Source organism: Myxococcus sp. CA023 (genome assembly GCF_010998615.1).
Lineage (GTDB): Bacteria > Myxococcota > Myxococcia > Myxococcales > Myxococcaceae > Myxococcus.
Map to the genome: position 1 here is coordinate 1 of NZ_JAAEAH010000125.1, position 17,696 is coordinate 17,696.

Annotated in this window: 9 protein-coding genes and 2 pseudogenes; 5 read left to right on the forward strand and 6 right to left on the reverse strand. The window is 65.0% G+C overall.

Annotated elements, in window-relative coordinates; translation table 11 throughout:
* Window positions 1-86: 86 nt before the first annotated feature.
* Genes F8M74_RS35350 through F8M74_RS35360 form a run of 3 tightly spaced genes read left to right on the forward strand, consistent with a single transcriptional unit; the run spans window position 87 to window position 4,310 of the window.
* Window positions 87-830: a hypothetical protein gene (locus F8M74_RS35350; protein WP_141258246.1), complete on the forward strand. Its 744-nt coding sequence runs from the start codon at window positions 87-89 to the stop codon at window positions 828-830.
* A gap of 45 nt (window positions 831-875) precedes the next feature.
* On the forward strand, window positions 876-1,286 hold the full coding sequence (locus tag F8M74_RS35355; RefSeq protein WP_011555745.1) for a cupredoxin domain-containing protein: 411 nt from the start codon (window positions 876-878) through the stop codon (window positions 1,284-1,286).
* Between the two features lie 57 nt (window positions 1,287-1,343).
* Window positions 1,344-4,310 (forward strand): helicase C-terminal domain-containing protein, encoded by a 2,967-nt coding sequence (locus F8M74_RS35360; RefSeq protein WP_141258240.1) that lies wholly within the window; start codon window positions 1,344-1,346, stop codon window positions 4,308-4,310.
* Between the two features lie 13 nt (window positions 4,311-4,323).
* Here the strand turns inward: F8M74_RS35360 and F8M74_RS35365 are convergent, their stop codons facing one another.
* Both F8M74_RS35365 and F8M74_RS35370 read right to left on the reverse strand, forming a co-directional pair.
* Complete coding sequence (locus F8M74_RS35365) at window positions 4,324-5,061, reverse strand: hypothetical protein (protein WP_011555747.1); 738 nt, start codon at window positions 5,059-5,061, stop codon at window positions 4,324-4,326.
* On the reverse strand, window positions 5,058-5,807 hold the full coding sequence (locus tag F8M74_RS35370; RefSeq protein ID WP_141258241.1) for a HEAT repeat domain-containing protein: 750 nt from the start codon (window positions 5,805-5,807) through the stop codon (window positions 5,058-5,060). The genes F8M74_RS35365 and F8M74_RS35370 overlap by 4 nt, the downstream gene beginning before the upstream one ends.
* 352 nt (window positions 5,808-6,159) lie before the next feature.
* On the opposite strand from F8M74_RS35370, the gene F8M74_RS35375 reads away from it, so the two are divergent.
* Window positions 6,160-6,999 carry a hypothetical protein gene (locus tag F8M74_RS35375; RefSeq protein WP_141258242.1) on the forward strand — a complete coding sequence of 280 codons (840 nt, stop codon included), beginning with the start codon at window positions 6,160-6,162 and terminating at the stop codon, window positions 6,997-6,999.
* Between the two features lie 303 nt (window positions 7,000-7,302).
* Window positions 7,303-8,516 (forward strand): annotated as a pseudogene (locus F8M74_RS35380) (IS3 family transposase).
* A gap of 46 nt (window positions 8,517-8,562) precedes the next feature.
* On the opposite strand, the gene F8M74_RS35385 reads toward F8M74_RS35380, so the two are convergent.
* From F8M74_RS35385 to F8M74_RS38720, 4 genes and pseudogenes are all read right to left on the reverse strand, one after another.
* Window positions 8,563-10,215, reverse strand: a complete 1,653-nt coding sequence (locus F8M74_RS35385; protein ID WP_141258243.1) for an ISL3 family transposase — start codon at window positions 10,213-10,215, stop codon at window positions 8,563-8,565.
* Window positions 10,216-10,518: 303 nt separating this feature from the next.
* Window positions 10,519-11,004, reverse strand: a complete 486-nt coding sequence (locus F8M74_RS35395) for a hypothetical protein (protein WP_141258244.1) — start codon at window positions 11,002-11,004, stop codon at window positions 10,519-10,521.
* 86 nt (window positions 11,005-11,090) lie between these two features.
* Window positions 11,091-12,334 (reverse strand): annotated as a pseudogene (locus F8M74_RS35400) (IS3 family transposase).
* Between the two features lie 45 nt (window positions 12,335-12,379).
* Window positions 12,380-17,608, reverse strand: a complete 5,229-nt coding sequence (locus F8M74_RS38720; protein ID WP_141279921.1) for an RHS repeat-associated core domain-containing protein — start codon at window positions 17,606-17,608, stop codon at window positions 12,380-12,382.
* Window positions 17,609-17,696: the final 88 nt, after the last annotated feature.

A 17,696-nucleotide genomic window follows, 5' to 3' on the forward strand; every position in this document is an offset into this window, starting at 1 on the left:
AGATGTGTATAAAAGACAGCCCCGGCGGCTTCCGGCCGTCCACGCCCCGGCCGCCCCCCACGCCCGAGCAGATTCAGGCGTTGGCGGTGCGTGAGCGCGTCCCCGCCCGCATCGCGAAGGGCGAGCTCGAAGGGAAGATGAAGTGCCGCATCTGGCGCAAGCTGCACGCCGAGGAGGCGAAGCGCTTCGACCAGGTGTACGAGCTGATGGGCCAGACGCCCAGCCTGTCCCTGGGTGACGCCTTCGGCGTGCTCCAGAGCGGCATGACGGTGGCCGAGTTCATGGCCCGCAAGGAGCGCACCCAGCGCAAGGCGGCCATCAAGCAGGCGCGCGGCGAGGTCGAAAACGCCGTGGTGGCGGACTTCCTGGCCCGGCTCATCAGCGACAAGGCAGAAGTCTCCGTGGTGCTAGCGGAGCGCTCCCTGCTGGACACGCTGCAGGCCGAGGAGCCCATCGCCTTCACGCTGGAGCGCACGGGCCGCCTGGAGAAGCTCCAGGTGGTGCTGCTGGCCCGGCGCACGGACTGGGAGCGGCTGCTGCCCGGTCTGGAGCGCGATGCCAAGCTGACGCAGAAGCCGTCCGCGGTGGCGCGTCAGCCGGACAAGCGCCCCCACTCGGACCCGCGCGCCTTCCTGGACCACATCGGGCAGACGGTGCGGATGGTGCTGCGCAACGGCATCACCCTCCAGCTTCCGCTGATTCGCGTGGGCCGGTTCGACCTGCTGCTGGGCGAGGAGGGCCACGAAGTCTTCGTCCCGCTCCACGCCCTGCTGCGCTTCGAGCCCGTCACCTCCACCTCCGACGAGAGTGCCCCCGCGGACGAGGCCTGAGGGCCTTCCCCGCGGGGCGTACGCCCCCACACCGCCGAGACATCCATGCGCCAGTTCATCTCCCGCATCATCAAGCCCTGGCTCGCCCTGGCCGCGACGGCCGCCATGGTGGGCATCACCCAGCAAGGATGCACGAAGGACGCCGACGCGGCGAAGGCGCCCGCGGTCCCCGAGAAGCGGGAGAACGGCGTGCGCATCGTCGAGCTCTCCGTCACCGAGAAGGGCTACGAGCCCAGCCCGGTGAGCCTCAAGAAGGGCGAGCCGGTGAAGCTGGTGGTGACGCGCAAGACGGACCACACCTGCGCCACCGAGGTCGTCATGGACGGCTACGACATCAACACGCCGTTGCCGCTCGACCAGCCGGTGGAGATTGCCTTCACGCCGAAGGAGTCCGGCAAGCTGGTGTACGGCTGCGCCATGAACAAGATGATTTCCGGCGTATTCATGGTCGACTGACGGACGCTGGCCGATTTCTGGGCAGCGCCGCCGGGAGGAGTAGTCTCCGCGGCCTGAATGGGCGGCGCGGCGGAGCTCTTCACCCGGCATGTCTTTCTCGACCTCGAAACCACGGGGCTGGATCCGCGCGTGGACGAGGTCATCGAGCTGGGCTGCATCTTCTTCGAGGACGGGCGCGAGGTGGAACGCTTCGCGCGCCTGTACTCGGCGTCGCGGCCCCTCCCCCTCACCATCCGGCGGCTGACGGGCCTGACGGACGCGGACCTCGAAGGGCATCCGCGCTTCGGCACCGACATCGCCGAGCTTCGCGAGAAGCTCTCCGGCTGGACGGTGGTGGCGCACAACGCGCCCTTTGAAAAAGGCTTCCTGCCGGACCTGCTGGGGCCCATCCGCGCCCCGGTGCTCGACTCGTGCGAGCTGATGCACTACCTGCACCCGGAGCTGCCCAGCCACTCGCTGGAGTCGCTGCTGCGCTGGGGCGGGCTCGCGTTGAGGCAGCCGCACCGCGCGGTGTCGGACTGCGAGGCGGTGTACTCGGTGCTCGTGCACGCCATGGAGCGCTGCGTCCGCGAGGGCCGTGGCGATGACGTGGTGGACCTGCTCGCCGCGTTGGACCCGCGCAAGGGCGCGGAGCTGCGCCTGGCGATGGAGGGCGTGGGCCTGAAGGACGGCGCGAGCGGCGCGTTCGACTATGAGGAATGGCCGCTGGTGGACCTGCTGTCGCGTCTGGCCGCCGCGTGCCGTGAGGAGGCTGCGCCGCTGTCGCTGGAGGCCCAGGGCTTCCTTCGTGGGAAGCCGGAGCGGCGGCGCGCGGGAGGCGCCACGGCGCTGCCCGAGCCAGAGGCGGATGCCCCCGTGCTACCCGTGCGTCCGGACGAGGTCTCAGCGCTGCTGGGCGTTGGCGGCGCGCTGGAGCAGGCCGGTGAAGGATTCATGAGCCGGGCCGCACAGCTCGACGTGGCGCAGGCGGTGGCGCGGGCGCTGTCGGACGGCGGGCAACTCGCGGTGGAAGCCGGCACGGGCACGGGCAAGTCGCTGGCGTACCTGGCTCCCGCCGCCCTCTTCGCGGCGCGAAACGGACGCAAGGTCGGCGTGGCGCCGCACACCAAGACGCTCCAGGACCAGCTCCTGGAGAAGGACCTGCCTCGGCTTCACCGCGCCACGAAGGGCGCCTTCGGCTACGCCCTGCTGAAGGGCCAGACGAACTACCTGTGCCGCCGCCGCGCGCTGGAAGCCACTCGGGTGGAGCCCGGCATGGGGCACTCCGCGCGCGCGCCTCGGGCGTATCTACGTGCCTACCTGCGTCGCAGTGGCGAGGGAGACCTGGACCGGCTGAGCCACTGGTTCCGCGAGCGCTTCCCGGTGCTGATGGCGCTGGTGCCCGCCGTGCGCTCCGAGGCGTCGACGACGCTGGGCGAGAAATGCCCGCACTTCCACCGCTGCTTCTATCACTCGGCCGTGGCGCAGGCCCGTGAGGCGGACGTGCTGGTCATCAACCAGTCGCTCGCCTTCGCGTGGCCCGCGCGCTACCCGAAGCTGGACCACCTGGTCCTCGACGAGGCGCACGAGGTGGAGGATGTCGCCACCACCGCGCTGACGCTGGAGCTGTCGGACCTGGCCTTCCTCCGCCTCACAGAACGGCTGCATGGCAGGGACGGACGGCGCGGCCTGTTCGCCGAGCTGCGCAAGGCGCTGAGCGCTTCGCGCCGGACGGAGACACGGTCGCTGATGGGCGAGGTGGAGGATGGCCTTCGCCGGTTGCTTGACGACGCGCGCGACCTCGGTGCGCGCGTGACGGAGCTGTGCGAGCCCACTGCCACAGCCTTGGGCGAGGACCCGGATGAAGGTGCGTACTCTCCGGAGCTGCGCATCACCGCGACCGTGCGCACCCTGCCCGCCTGGGAGCCGGTACGCGAAGGACTGGAAGGCGTGCGCGGCGCGCTCCAGGCGCTGCATGTCCTGCTGTCCGTGCGCGTGCTAGCCGCCCTTCCTGAGCTGGCGGCTCGACAACCCGCGCTGGAGCGGGAGCTGTCGGGTGCCACCACCGAGCTTGGCGAACTGGCGGTGCTCGCGGGCGAGCTGTCCGGAGATGCCGCGCCAGGACGGTGCTACGCGGCCACCGCGGAACCGAAGCGGCAGCGGTGGAGCTTGAGCGCCCAGCCGGTGGATGTCTCCGCCTACGTGTCGAAGGACTTCGCGGAAAGCAAGCGCACGCTGGTGCTCGCATCCGCCACGCTTGGCACTGGCGACGGCTTCCCCTTCGTCCTCCGGCGCTTGGGGCTCGACGGGCGCGGAGGCCGACCTGCGCCCCGACTGGTACGCGCAGCCACGCCCTTCAAGCTGCATGAGCAGGCGCTGGTCGTGCTCGTCACCGATGCGCCTCGTGCGCACGAGGAAGCCTTCGTGGAATGGGCCTCGCTCCGGATTTCGGGCCTGGCACAGACGATGGGAGGCCGGGTGCTGGGGCTGTTCGCGTCGACGCGCCGCATGGATCGCGTGGGCACGAGCGTCCGCGGACGGCTGGACCCACTGGGCATCGAGGTGCTGCGGCAGTCACGCGGGCACAGCCGCTCGCTGGCGGCACGGCAGGAGAAGGACACGGGCACCGTGCTGCTGGGGACCAAGAGCTTCTGGCAAGGCGTGGACATCCCTGGCCGCGGCGTGGGCTGCGTGTTCATCGACAAGCTGCCCCTGGAGCCCGCCATGCGTCCGCTCGTGGCCGCGCGAGAGGAGCCCCTCTCTCGCAGCGGCGGCGAATACATGGGATTCCTCCACTACCGGCTTCCCCGCGCCCTGCTGCAACTGCGCCAGGGCGTGGGCCGGCTCATCCGGGCCACGACGGACCGGGGCGTGGTCATCATCTCGGACCCGGGGCACCCCAGCTACCGTGGCCACCTGATGAACGCGCTGGAGGGCTATCGCGTCGAGGCCCTTCCGTGGGCCCAGGCGCGCCTGCGCATCCACGCGATGCTGAAGGAGACGGGGCTCACCGTGGAGTCAGGACCCGCGCGGTCCTGGGGGTGAGCCCCAGAAGGGCTCAGTCTTCGAGCCGGGTGCGGTAGCGCGCATCCAGGGCGCGCAGCTCGTGGATGAGCTCGGGGGAAGCGCCTGAGCGCTCCGCGGCCAGGAGGACGTTCGCCAAGGTCCTCGCGTCCTCCTCGTTCTGCTCGCGGAGGCGCTGCACCATCTTCCGCGTGGCATCGAAGAGGTCCTGGAGATCATCGCCATCCCGGAGCCCGTGCTGGGGTGGACGCAGCCGGCCGTCGTGGACCTCCTGCACCATGCGGCGGATGCGGAAGAGCGGGCCCGCCACCTTGTGCGTCACCACGATGGTCCCCAATCCCACCACCGCGATGAAGGCCACCAGAAAGCCCCCCAGCGCCCACCAGGTGAGCTTCTGCTGCCGCTCCAGCTCAGCGCGTTGGGCAACGATGGCGGCACGCTCGGCCTCGTAGGCCGCGTCGATGGCCCCTGCCTTCTCGCGGAAGCTCGCCTCGAACGTGGGGTCGTCCATCCGAGTCAGCAGCTCGTTGGAGAGCGTGGCGCCGGACAGCTCGCGGCTGACCTCCGCCGCGCGGGAGCGGGCTTCCACCGCCGTCGCCGTCTCGCGCATCAGCGCCTGCGCGCCTCTCACGAGGAACACGCCCAGCAGCGCCGAAAGCACGAGCGTCACCGAGACGATGTACGCCGTCAGCTTGAGCTGGAAGCCCGTTTCGAGAAGGAAGTTGCGCCAGCGCCGCTTGGCTGGCGTCAGGGGCGCCGTGGTCGTCGTCATGTCTCGCTGCTCCACTCGAAGGTCTCCGCCGCTTCCTCCACCGCGCGAGGTACCAGCGCCTTGAGGAGATCGCCAGGCTGAGCGCCCGCGGCATTCACTTCCACCTGCCCCATCAGCGACAGGTCCGGGTAGGTGAGGCACACCAGCGCCACCCGCAGTCCGCCGCCGTCCGTCGCATGAAGCTCCGGGGTGATGCGGTAGCCCCGCACCCGAAGCTTCTTCAGCGTGCCCTTCGCCGCCGCCTTCGTCTCCTTCGCGGGCGCGAGCTGGGCCCCGCTCCGCATCAGCCGCGAGCGCAGCCGCGCCTCCGTCGCCTTCACCAGGTCGGCGGGGAGCTTGCCCGTGCGGTCCTTGACCGCCTCGAGATGCACGTAGAAGCGCGGCGGGCGGGACTGGTACTCCTTCAGGGCCCCCACGGCCTCGCTCACCGCTGCCTGGACCGACGCGTCCGCGTCCGCCTTGTGGGCCTGGAGGCAGTCGAGCCCGCCGGGCTCCAGCAGCTTCGCCAGCCCCTTCGCCGCGGCCGCGCGCACCAGCTCGCTCTCGTCCTTCAATCCGTTGCACAGCAGCGGCACGGCCTCCGGGTCCTCCGTGGCGCCGAGCACCAGCGCCGCCTGCGAGCGCGAGCGCGGGTCCTTGCTCTTCTGGAGCTGCTTGCCCAGGAAGGCAATACGGGAGTCACCCTGGGCCAGGGCCGCGCAAGGCGCGAGGAGCAACAGGACGAGGGCGGAGGAAAGCAGCTGCATGCGCAGGGAAGGAGTCCGAAGAGTCTAACGCCGTCTGACGATTGGCGAACAGTTGCATGGCCTTGCACATGGAAGACAGTGGGTCATGCCCACTCCCGCCCGAAGGACCGTCCCCGCCTCTGTCAGTCCGGGTGTCTGTTCAGACCTGGGGATGCGCTGGGAAGGGCACGGCGCGGGGCACGAACCCGGGCGGCATGTCCACGGCACAGCGGCTCGGGCTCGGCCCCTGGGGCCCCCCACAACCGGTGCCTCCCGCATCTTCCACGGCAGCAGGACTGGCAGGAATCGAGCCATCCGCTCGGGGATGTGGCCTTCATGGGGTAATGTGCGCGTCTCCAGGAGGGCTCACCAGGTGTCTTTCACGTCCCGGTTGGAAGGTCTGCTCCAGAACGTGGGGTTGGGCGGTATCGTGGGTGAGGTGCGCGCGCGCCTCGGGCTCAAGGAGTCCCGAGACACATCCGCGCCCCGGGCCTCGAACTTCCCTTCACCTCCTCCCCGTGGCGCCACGCAGCAGACCGTGGTCGAGCGCACACCACGTCCCAGGCCAACCATCAGCCAGCCGCCTGAAGCGCAGCCGTCGGAGCCGACCGTGGCGGAGCGGACTTCGCCGCGTGGTGCGATCACCACCGACGCGGACGCACCTTCAGCAGCCCAGTCCGCGACGACTGAGACTTCCCGGAAGGTGACGGCGAAGGCGCCTCGCGGCGGCGCGAAAAAGAAGAAGCCCGCATCGAGGCAGGCTCAGGGCAATACGGGAGATAAGGCGGAGAAGCGGACGGTCCGGCCAGCCGCGAAGTCCAAGAAGCGAGCGCGCCCCGCGAAGGAGGCCACTTCGCCCGCGGCTGGGAATGGCGGCACCGCCGTGGACCAGTTGCTGTCCGCGCTGCGCAACCACCCGAGGCAGCAAGACCTCATCTCGGCTGGTAAGCAGAAGGACCAGCTCGTGCGGTCACTCATCCCGCTCTATCTCGCACGCTCGCTGGATGCCGAGTTCGAGGTGACCTCAGGAACGACGTCGCGCTTCTGGGGGAAACTGGGTGTCACCTACGCCGCGCCGAACGCGGCCAAGGCGCTCCGCCTGCACGACGGTTACGCGCAGGACACGCAGAAGGGCAAAGCCATCACGGCCCGGGGTGTCCAGTACGTCGAAGAGATGCTGAGTCGTTTCGGAAACGCCGCTTCGGGGGCTTGAACGGCGATCAGCAGTGCTGGGCAATAGGGCGGGCGCTCCAGCTTCGGCTCACCCCTCCCCCCACACACATCGCTTAATCCTACAGTTGTAGTTTGAGTCGCGCTCCTCGGGCCCGGTCGTGACAGTGCATGGCCACGGCTTGGTGGTGGCGTCGCCAGCGGCTCCAGGCCAAGACGTGCGCGAGTGGCGCCACGGTCCGCCGCAGCAGAGAAAGCAGTAGCCCTCGCATTTCCTGGACGGAGTAGCTGGTGTAGCCCCCTGAAGAGTCGGACAGGCTCGTTCGGCTAGAAAGCGAGTCTGACGATGGAGAAGAAGACCCAAGAAGGAGCCCCGGAGGGGGCGGAGAAGGGCAAGCGCCGTCGGCGGTACTCAGCGGCGGAGAAGCTGCGCCTGGTGACCGAGAGTGAGGCGCCTGGCAGCAGCGTGTCCCTGGTGGCACGGAAGTACGGCATCAGCCCCAGCCAGTTAATCCGCTGGCGGCACCTGAAGGAGGCGGGCGGCGTATCCTGGCTGCAGGCCGGGGAGGCCGTGGTGCCCGAGTCCGAGGTGCAGGCGCTCAAGGCGCAGGTGCGTGAGCTCCAGCGGCTTTTGGGCAAGAAGACGCAGGAGGCGGAAGTGCTCCGGGACGCGGTGGAATTGGCCCGCGAAAACCTACTGCCGCCCGCGGCCTTGTCGAAGCTGGGAGACATCCTGTGAGCGCGGTGGCCCGGGCCCTCGGCGTGGCCCGCGCCACCCTGCATCGTCCCCTGAGCCCTCGGGAGCCCCGCAACCCAGACGCTCATGTTGACGCCGAGGTGCTGGAGGGACTCAAGGCCGTCGCTCAGGAGCGCGCCACGTACGGCTACCGCAGAGCCTGTGCCCTCCTCAACCGGCAGCGCCGGGCGGCGGGGAAATCGCCCGTCAACCACAAGCGGGCCTACCGCCTCATGCGCGACGCCCAGCTCCTCCTGCAGCGGCACACGGGGAAGCCGACACGCCCCCATCAGGGCACCATCATCACGTTGAAGTCCAACCTGCATTGGTGCAGCGACGGCTTCGAAATCCGCTGTTGGAACGGCGAGCGCGTCCAGGTGGCATTCCGCCTCGACTGCTGCGACCGGGAGCTCATCGCGTACCGTGCGTCCGCCGAGCACCCCACCGGCCTCACCATCCAGGATTTGATGGCCGAGACGGTGGAGGCCCGCTTCGGCCCGGGCACCTCGAGGGTGCCACACCCGGTGGAGTGGCTGTCGGACAACGGGCCCGTCTACACGGCCACGGACACCCGCGATTTCGGCCGGAGCGTCGGCCTGCTGGTATGCACCACGCCCGCCTACTCCCCGGAAAGCAACGGCATGGCCGAGGCTTTCGTGAAGACGTTCAAGCGTGACTACGTGTACGTCAACGAGTTGCCCTCGGCTCCCCACGTCCCCGCCCAGCTGCCCGCCTGGTTCGACGACTACAACCGCTGCCACCCTCATCGAGGATTGAAGATGATGTCACCCCGCGAGTTCCGTACTGCTAATTCCCAAGCCTGAGCTGTCCGATTTGACGGCTCTCCCGCACTTCGTGTGGACCGTAGGCTCAAATGGTGAGCAGCACGCGACGACGCAGCAGGTCGAAGCTGGCGCGGCCGTACATCTGACGCTTGAGGAGCTTGAGCTTCGTGATTTGGCCCTCGGCCTGGGCGTTACTCCAGGGAGACGTCAGCGCGGCCCGGACGGCATCACCGTCCTGTTCGAGTCCCTTCGCAAAGGTCTCCATCGCGCGCACACCGCACCTGCGAGCCTTACCCAGCCACGCTTCAAAGGGCCTACAGGACTTCGTTGGCTCGGCTCTGCGTGCGATGCCCCGCGAGCGCACGATTTCACAGAATTGCCGAGTCAATGCGATGACACGCGCGGCTTCCTCGTCCTGCTCGATGCGCGCCAATGCCGCGGCCTCCGTGGAGGTCAGCTCGGAGGGCCGCTTCACGCACAGCCACGCCAATTGCTTCGGCGAGGCGAGCGCGTCGGGGCGCGTGCCCGTCGACCACCAATTGCCGCCGGGGTAGCTGCGTGCGCCGAAGCGAGGCGGAACGGTCCGTCGCATTTGGAGCCAACGGTGGACCTGACGTGATGTGCCACGAAAGCCCTGGGCGCGAATCTCCCGCCAGAGTTCACATGCGTTCTCACACCCCGCGGCCTGCCGCTGCGTCAGGTACTCCAAATACGGGCCGAGAATGCTCGGTCCAGGCACACGCGCCGCGCGTTCTGGAAAGGCTTCGGCGGCGGCATATTTGCGCACCGTTCCTCGCGCCAGCCCCAGCGTGCGACTGATTCTCAGCAGGGGTTCCCCTGCCAGATGACGACGCCGGACGGCTTCGTATGCAGCGACACGCTGAGAGCGACTCTCCTCTCGGGCACGAACTTCGGCGTGAGTTCGCGAGTAACTGGTGTGCCGGCGGACTGGCGGCTCCTCCCCACCCGACACGGCTGGCAGTGCTCGAAGTCGAGGGTGAGCGCCGGTCATCCAGCGTTCCATCATCTGCCGTCCATTCAGCAGCAAGTGCCAGCGGTCCGCCACCTGCTGAGCATCTGGAGCACCCAGCATCGCCGCCCGTGCGTACTCGGTCGACCTGTCTCTAGCGATGACTTCCACGCCGGGGTGATGGCGTAGCCAGGCGCTCACCGTGGGAGTCGAGCGGTCTGGCAAAACGTCGCGGATGCAGTGAGCTTCCAGGTCGACGAGGATGGAACCGTAGGTACGCCCCTTGCGCAGCGCCCAGTCGTCGAGCCCCAGGACGCGGGTGGGGCTGAGGGGAGGCAGCGGAGCGCGGCGAATCAACCTCAGGAGCGTGTCTGGACTGGTGGGCATGGCCAGGGACGTGAGCAGCCTGGCCCCAGCCTCTGCCCCGGCTGAGATTGCGACGGCGCACTGCGCGGTGGCCAGCCGCCGTGTCCGCCGAGCCCGAGACGACAGCAGGCGCACCGGCCGCTCCGCGAACGTACGGCGCGAGCATTCCGGGTTTCGACAGCAGAAGCGCCGCACGCGAAGCTCGAGTTGCACGGCGCGGCCTGCGGCGGGCAGGTCCACCGGGCGTCGGACGTAGCTGCCATGCACCGAGGTACTGGGCGTCTGGCAGGAAGGACACCGGGCACCAGTGCCCTCCAGATGCGCCACAAGGACAACGTCCGTAACACCGCCGCGCGTCACCCGCTCCACGCGACAGCCAGGAAGGGAGTACAGCGTTTCCATTCCCAGGGTGTATTCGCCCTGCTGGCCGTCTGCCGCATCTGCCCATGCCTTCGAGGGGAACCACACGAAGTGCGGGAGAGCCGATTTGACGGGGCAACTCCACCAGGCCGAGGGCCAAATCACGAAGCTCAAACTCATTAAGCGTCAGATGTACGGCCGCGCCAGCTTCGACCTGCTGCGTCGTCGCGTGCTGCTCACCATTTGAGCCTACGGTCCACACGAAGTGCGGGAGAGCCGGAACCGGGGCAACATCACTGCTCAAGTGAGGGGACGACTCAGGATTACAAGAGAACTACGAATGCGTCATCGGAAGGCATCGGACCAATAGAGAACCGCGCCGCTTCGCTCATCAACAAGCACGATATAGCCCCATTTGTCGGTCGCCACTCCGCCCAAAGTCGGCTCAACCCGGAACACGGAGAAGCCCAGAGCCCGTAGCCGGGCACACGTCACTTCTTGCTCCTTGAGCGGAAATTCTCCAAGTGTGTCTACCGGGAGCGAAAGCACGCATTCCCCTTGAATCGGATCAAGCTCGTCTACAAGTGAGGGCACATCGTTGGAGGGGACACTAAAGACTCCATGAACCACATCCCAATCCAGATGGTGTCGCTGCACAATGTCCACCGCATTGGCGGGCACAAAGGAAGGGAGCCACTCACCGGAACCCATCCCTTCGGCATGTGGCTGGTGCCCATGGGAGTAGCGTCGATCGATTCTCTTCGCCTGCCAGGCGAACATCGAAAGCGCGACGACACCCGCCACAACGAGAACTGCAACTGCCACCGTCATAGCGAGCAGACAAAATCTACGGCGAGTCGTCCCCATTTCTAATACCTGTACCGCACCGGGTTGTTGAGACACCAGGTTGGTCGTAATCAGGCCGCTTGATTCAGCATCAGCTCCCGCCGGGCCTGACTCGGCGAAAGGAAGTCGTGGCGCTCAAGTAGCCAGTGCTCGTTGTACCGGTGGGCCCATTCCAGCAGGGCCAGGCGGAGTTCCTCCACGGTGGCAAAGGTGCGCACCCAGAGGAGTTGCTCCTTGAGGGTGCGGATGAAGCGCTCGGCACAGCCGTTGCCCTCGGGACTGCGGACGAAGGACGGACTGGAGGCGGCCCCCAGAAAGCGCAGCTCGCTCTGGAAGACGTCGGAGGTGTACTGGCTGCCGTTGTCGTGGCGAATGGACAGTCCTGAAGCCACGCCCTGTCCGTACGCACCGAAGCGCGCCTTGATGCCTTGGCGAATGGGCTCGAGCGCCTCGAAGCGGCTTCCCACCTTGGCGGCGTGGATGCCTACGCACTCGGCAGTGCCATGGTCGACGGCGATGAAGACGGTGGCCTGCCCCTGAAGCGTCGTCACCGTGCAAGTGGCGTCGGTGCCCCACATGACGTCGGGCCTGTCGGTGGTAATCGTGCCATCGTGGTTGCGCGGCCCCAGCACCCGGCGGGCGCGGCCCGGTGCCAGAAGACCTGCCTCGCGCATCAACCGCAGACAACGCGCCTTCGAGGTGCGTACGTCCTGGGCACGTAGCCGCGCCCACACCTTGCGATGCCCCTCGCCCAGGAAGGGCGAAGCCGCCAGCACGCCGTGGATTGCCTCCAGCAGCGCCTCGTCCGTCAGCGCCATCTTGGGGCCACGCCGGGCTGCCGGAGCGGCCACGGTGTGCAGGCGGGCACGGCGCCGGTACACCGTGGCGCGGGGCACGCGCCAGGTGGCCGTCACGAGCGCCAGCCCGTACCGCTTGCCACTGGAAGGCGAGAGACAGGCGCTCATCCTCTCGACTTCCTCCAGGGAAAACCCGGCGCGTTGTCCTCCAAGAGCCGGGCCTTCTCCGCGAGTAACTCGTTCTTCATCATCAACTCGCCCACCGTGGCCTTCAGCCGCAGCACCTCATCGTCTGCCGGCTCCGGCTCCGGCTCACGGCTCTTGAGGTTGGCCTCGGCGCCGGCCAGGAACTTCTCCCGCCATTCGCTCAGCACCGCCGCGGTGACGCCCAGTTCGCGCGACAGCGCGTCGAGCTCCTCGCCCTTGAGCAACCGGAGCACGGCTTCCTTCTTCCGCTTCGCCGAGAAGCGACCGCGCTCCGCCGTCCTGTCTTGCTTCTGCTGCCTCTTCACATCCACCTCACGAGGGGGAGGTTATCCCCCTGGGAGGTGTCTCAAGAAATCCTAGGGCGGAGGATACCTCTGCACCCGAGGGCGCCGCATCCCCGTGTGGTCCCTGCATCGTTCCTTGCATGAGTCGCCACGGCGCGGGTCGATCCCACAAGTATTACTGTCAACGTCTGCATAGCCATCCTCAATATTATCACTGATACGCACCCTCCTGATCGCCTTAACGATCGCATCCACCACCTCCATGGCCAGCCCAAGGCTCCATGCCCCCGCACTGTTAAGGGAAGAAATTGGCGTAGTCCCACACAACTGCGCAATGAGACAAGTAGTATAACAGTGCGCCTTTGCGTCTCCGACTCCAGTGCCAAATGCAGCCGTCGCCAAATCCCAACCGTACATGTTAATCACAACCGAGCAAGCCGGATTGATTGGATTCTCACCAGTTGGGTCAACGAAGTGCATTGGATTGTTAAGCGCGTAGCCATACGCGGGCGTGCTCAGTCCCCGCTGCGCCATGCCCTTTACGAACTCCGGGTCCTCCAGCAATGACTCCGGCTGCAGATACCGCCCGATACTGGGGTCGTAGTATCGATTCCAGTTTTCAAAGAGGTCCGTCTCAGCGTCAAAATATTGACCCGGGTAGCGTATTGGCGTCCAGAAGGGCTGGGCTCCTGTCTGGTAACGTTGATACTCACAGGATTGAACTGACACTCCACCGTACGGATAACTCGGCGCTTGCGCGCAAGTCGCGGGGTTACAGTCAAGCCCTCCAGCCGCGGTAGGACAACAGTTACTTGCATTTGAGATGAAGGCAACGTCCAGCGCACCGGTACTCGACGGCGCGACCCACTGGGTAACCTGCGGCCCCTGAAGCCTCCCACCAAATGGACCGGCCACAGGAGGGGTTGAACCGCCAGCGTGGCGTAGCACGGCATAATCCAGCGGGGTCCCATTGTCTGACTCGGTATCTACCAGTCCGAATCGAACGCGCACACGGACACTCGTCGACGGATTGACCGTCGGCGACACTGCCTGAGCGCAGCTCGCCACAGACGCATTCAAACTATGACCATACGGGTGCGCAGTTCCTCGCGCAACGACTTTCCGGTTGACATGACCATACGGCTCATGTTCACCCAAGCCTGCCATCTGCCGCGAGGAGTCCATCATGAGGACTGGCATCCCGATATGGTCGGAGACAGGGAAGTACACGCCACAACGTGCATCCTCGCCATTTCGAGCGCACTCGGATGAAGAATCTGACGCCCGACTCCAGTCCGTAGCGAACCGCCCACGAACAAGAACAACGGGGCGTCCGTCCAGCCACACGTAGTCGTCTTCCACGAAGTAGCTAGCAGGGAATCCAGCTGTATCTGCGCCTTGATCACTCAGCAGGCGGTTCTTCAGATCATAGAAAAACTCATCGCGTGCGCCACTAGGGTACACCTTCGAGCGTCGCCGCCCCAATGCATCATAGTAATAATTATAGGCCAAGCCGTTCACAACCACCGAACGAAACACCGTGTCGGTAGCGACTTCGGCCGACTGCCCATAGGCAAACTCAAGCCATGGTCTTACCGGAGAAGTGCTGTTCAGCCGTCCCAGCCGCTTCTCCGATACGCGACCATCTACATCGTACGTGTACTCTTCAGCCAGAGCATCATCCATCGAATACACACGACCGAGCAGTCGATCCAGCAAGGGTGACGTCCCGTAGGTCATCGCCACCCCCTGCAAGTCCTCAATAGCCGACGTCCGATTGCCACGAGGAGAATAGGCATACGAACGCCCTGAGTACGAATACGCACTCGAATTCCCCGTCGAAGCCGTCAAACGCATAACACTGTCATACCCAAACGTCTGCTCCTTCGCACTCGTCGCACCTAGCACGCAGGTGTCAATTCTCCAAACCTGATCTTTCTGCCAACTATACGTGCGTTTATAGATATCGCCTCCCCCCTGCCCTTGGCTCAACGGCCCGGAGGACACCCGTAGCGAGCGCAGGCGACCTGTACGATCAGAATTTTCGACAGAAGGCGGAACAGCAGAGCACCGCGCAGAGGCACTCGGTTCAACCGAGCTATTGTCGCCCAACATGTATTCAACACCACTCAGATTCTCTTCCGCCAAATGGTGCAACTGGTACCCGCGCAGCCCACCAAATGGCTCCCACACGACATTGCTCACGAGCCTTGATGTGCTCCAGGAATCCCCATCGAAGAGCGAAACATCGATTGCAGCAACCCTGCTGGCTGCACCACCCATCCCCCAAACGTAGGTCACAGTACGACCACGTGGATAGCGAATCTGATTCAAGTCGCCATTGGCCGTATACTGATAGAGCGTATTCAGGCCCTCATCCACACAAGAGGTTTCTCCAGTGCGGAGACGAACCTCAGCAATCACACGTCCAGACTCATCGTAGCGATACCAAGTGGTGCCAAACGAATCAACACGAGCACGAAGGCGACCCAATGTGTGCTGCGGCTGCAAACAACTGGAGTCAACAACTCCCCAGCCATCGTACCGCAAAGCATATAGCAACTCATCCCCCGCAGCAGGAAGGGTATACAGACGCCTTGCCTCAACCAAGCGAGACAGGGAGTCATACCCATATCCGACCGCCTCCCCACTACGCCGCATCGACTCCGTTTCCTTAATTGCGACATTTCCCGATGCATCATATTGGGAACGTTCAGGCCCCTCCGCATGAGGCAAGGAAACCTCCACCACGTGCCCGAAGTCGTCAAAGACATAAGTCGATGCGGGCTCCGTGCAACTCGCGCAGGCGCCTGACACAGGGCACCCCGGACGCACCGATGACGTGTTCCCCTGCGCGTCGTACTCGAAGCAGGTCCTCCATGCAGCTCCTGCTCGATTTTCAGCCACATACGAGAGCCTGTTCGCCCTGTCATAGGCCAACCCGACACAAGTACCTGATCCTGGCATTCCCTCGGTTCCGCCAACGCCGCCGCAGTGGGCCGACGGATTATTCCGAGGGAGCCCAAAGCCAATCATATTGTCGGCGCCATCAAAGAGCCGTGCTTGATTGTAACTGCCTGCTCCGATGCCCCAGGACTGCCATGTAGGGCGACCATGGGCGTCTGCGGCATACTGCTGAATTCGTCTCACCTCGGGCCCATTCACTGAAGGGGAAACAAAACGTTCCTCCCGGAGCGTTCCATCAGGCCAATAAGTGTATTCCACTCGTTCAGTCCAAGACGAACCGACTGAGTCCGCCGACTTGGCCTTCCACTGCAACTGGTCCGTCAACGCACCACCGGCACACGTCTCGCCTACCGTACCTGTCCGGTAGCAAAAGACATCATAGTTTCCAGCAGGGTGCTGCACCCATGACTCTCGGCCATTATCATAACCAAAGTAAGTCGTTCCTCCGCTGCCCGTTCGAGAGGAGATGAGGCGCGACTCATCATAGACAAGGAAGGTGCTAATCCCGTTGGCATCAACAATCTCCGTCGCATTTCCCCACGGGTCATACTGGGCGTAGGTAGTCACGAGCGGAGGAGCCGTAGGCGAGGCATACGCATACACGGCCCGAAGACGGTTCTTTCGCGGCGAAATCTCCGTTGAAGGCCAGTAGTGATACTGAGTCAAGGGGTATTCCCCCCCCGCGCAATCCGTCGCCGACTCACTGCTCACAAAACAGGGACCATGTACCTCAAGCGTTCGCCCCAATGGATCTGGCAGGATTTCGCCAGTGGCAACGCGCGTTGCGAAGTAAAACGTCCCAATGAAGCGCTGCTGTGTGGTCCAAACACCAGAGCCACTACGGACACGAGTCCAGCCGCTGCGGATGGTCGCCTTCAGTCTGTTGGTTGCGGACTCATATTGATGCGCAGTGCGCGCCCGTGCCCCCACGCCCCCCAAGGTGCTGGGTTTCTCGGATGCCGCCAACAAGCGCTCTCCCTGCGCGCCATCAGTGTACTGGAATGTCTCTTCTTCCAGCGCATCCGTTCCAGCCATGCTGCTAGCCCCCCTGTACACCGCGGTCTTCTCGGCCGGCATTCCCGCATCAGGGGTGTTGTAACTGTAGACCTCCCAGTTCCCGCGCTTGTCCTTTCGAGCCTTCTCATAACCTGGCGACGTCGAAGTGCCGCACTCCCATTCAGATTGAGTGGTTCCGGCAGAGCAGTACCTGGGCACCGAGCAACTATCTACAGTGCGATACAGTCGAGGTGTCCCACCACCTCTCAACTCTGATATGAATTCGTAAGTCCGAACCAAGCCCGAGCCACCATCCGTTCCGTCCCCTCGACCAGCGCTCTCCGTCGTTACGGTGCGTCGCATGGGGACGGCTCCACAGCAATTGGAGCCAGGTTGGCACCTTCCCCAGGACTCATAACCTGCAATTGCCAGTTGCTCTCCTGTCGTTACCGATGAGATGACCCTGCCGCCCCCCCCCTGCGTGTGGACGACGCTCCAGCCATCAGAAGAGAGCTGTACTAATTGGCCTGACGTATAGTCATAGCTTTCCGACCGCGACGCCCACTGCGCCGACGCAATACGGCCCGGGCGTTCGGCCACACCATCCGAAGCGTAGGAGTACTGCACTGCGTTAACGGCAGGCTGCCCGGGCGCCAACAGGTCGACGCGATCAATTACGCACTCAAGGCCGCCACCAACAGGCGACAAGTCTGAATATCCAAACGTGAGAACAGTTCCCGCGCTTTCCACCGATGCCAGATACGGCACGCCGAATCCGGTTCCGGCCGCTCCAGCGGGACATGAAGCTGAAACAGATGGAGGGGCATAGCTAAAGCTAAGCCGGGTGACCCCCGTTGCCGTCTTCACTGCCGTCAGGAAATAGCGTTCTGCCTGAGTCGCTCCCGCAGAAACAAAGGGGGCTTCAAAGTGATAAGTCTCACTCGACTTATGCTTAAGGATGAATCCCTGAGTGGTCCGCTGAAGCCGCTCAGGAATGCTACTATTGGACCAATGAGGCGCCGCCGTACAGGGGACTCCGGAGCAAGCAACGAAGTGACTGACACCTCCTCCCGGATGCCATACCGACCATACGTCACCATTGTCATTGATCCGGACCAATGAAAGGTACTCATGCCACCACTCCACGGAATCAGCAGACGCAAGGCTCGCGCCAAACGGCTTCGGAACCCCAACCAAGGGCGCCTCGGTCCGCCACATCTCAGGGCTTGAGGTGTAGAAGCGCCTGAACATAAGCGAGCCAAGTGCCCCAGGAACCTCAACATCTGTTACAGGAACGAAGCTACTTCCCTCCAGGAGGTATACCGGGTCGCCCACCATAAGAGCACTGCACTGACATTTTGGCCCTTCACAGTCTGTAGGTGATGGGTTTCTCGGCCCCGGAGGTCTTGGCCCCCCCCCATCACTC

What these genes read in the sequence shown, in the direction of transcription:
- F8M74_RS35355 (WP_011555745.1), top strand. Translation starts at nt 876, where the DNA reads ATGCGCCAGTTCATCTCCCGCATCATCAAGCCCTGGCTCGCCCTGGCC.
- F8M74_RS35360 (WP_141258240.1), top strand. Translation starts at nt 1,344, where the DNA reads ATGGGCGGCGCGGCGGAGCTCTTCACCCGGCATGTCTTTCTCGACCTC.
- F8M74_RS35365 (WP_011555747.1), bottom strand. Translation starts at nt 5,061, where the DNA reads ATGACGACGACCACGGCGCCCCTGACGCCAGCCAAGCGGCGCTGGCGC.
- F8M74_RS35370 (WP_141258241.1), bottom strand. Translation starts at nt 5,807, where the DNA reads ATGCAGCTGCTTTCCTCCGCCCTCGTCCTGTTGCTCCTCGCGCCTTGC.
- F8M74_RS35385 (WP_141258243.1), bottom strand. Translation starts at nt 10,215, where the DNA reads ATGGAAACGCTGTACTCCCTTCCTGGCTGTCGCGTGGAGCGGGTGACG.
- F8M74_RS35395 (WP_141258244.1), bottom strand. Translation starts at nt 11,004, where the DNA reads ATGACGGTGGCAGTTGCAGTTCTCGTTGTGGCGGGTGTCGTCGCGCTT.
- F8M74_RS38720 (WP_141279921.1), bottom strand. Translation starts at nt 17,608, where the DNA reads ATGGTGGGCGACCCGGTATACCTCCTGGAGGGAAGTAGCTTCGTTCCT.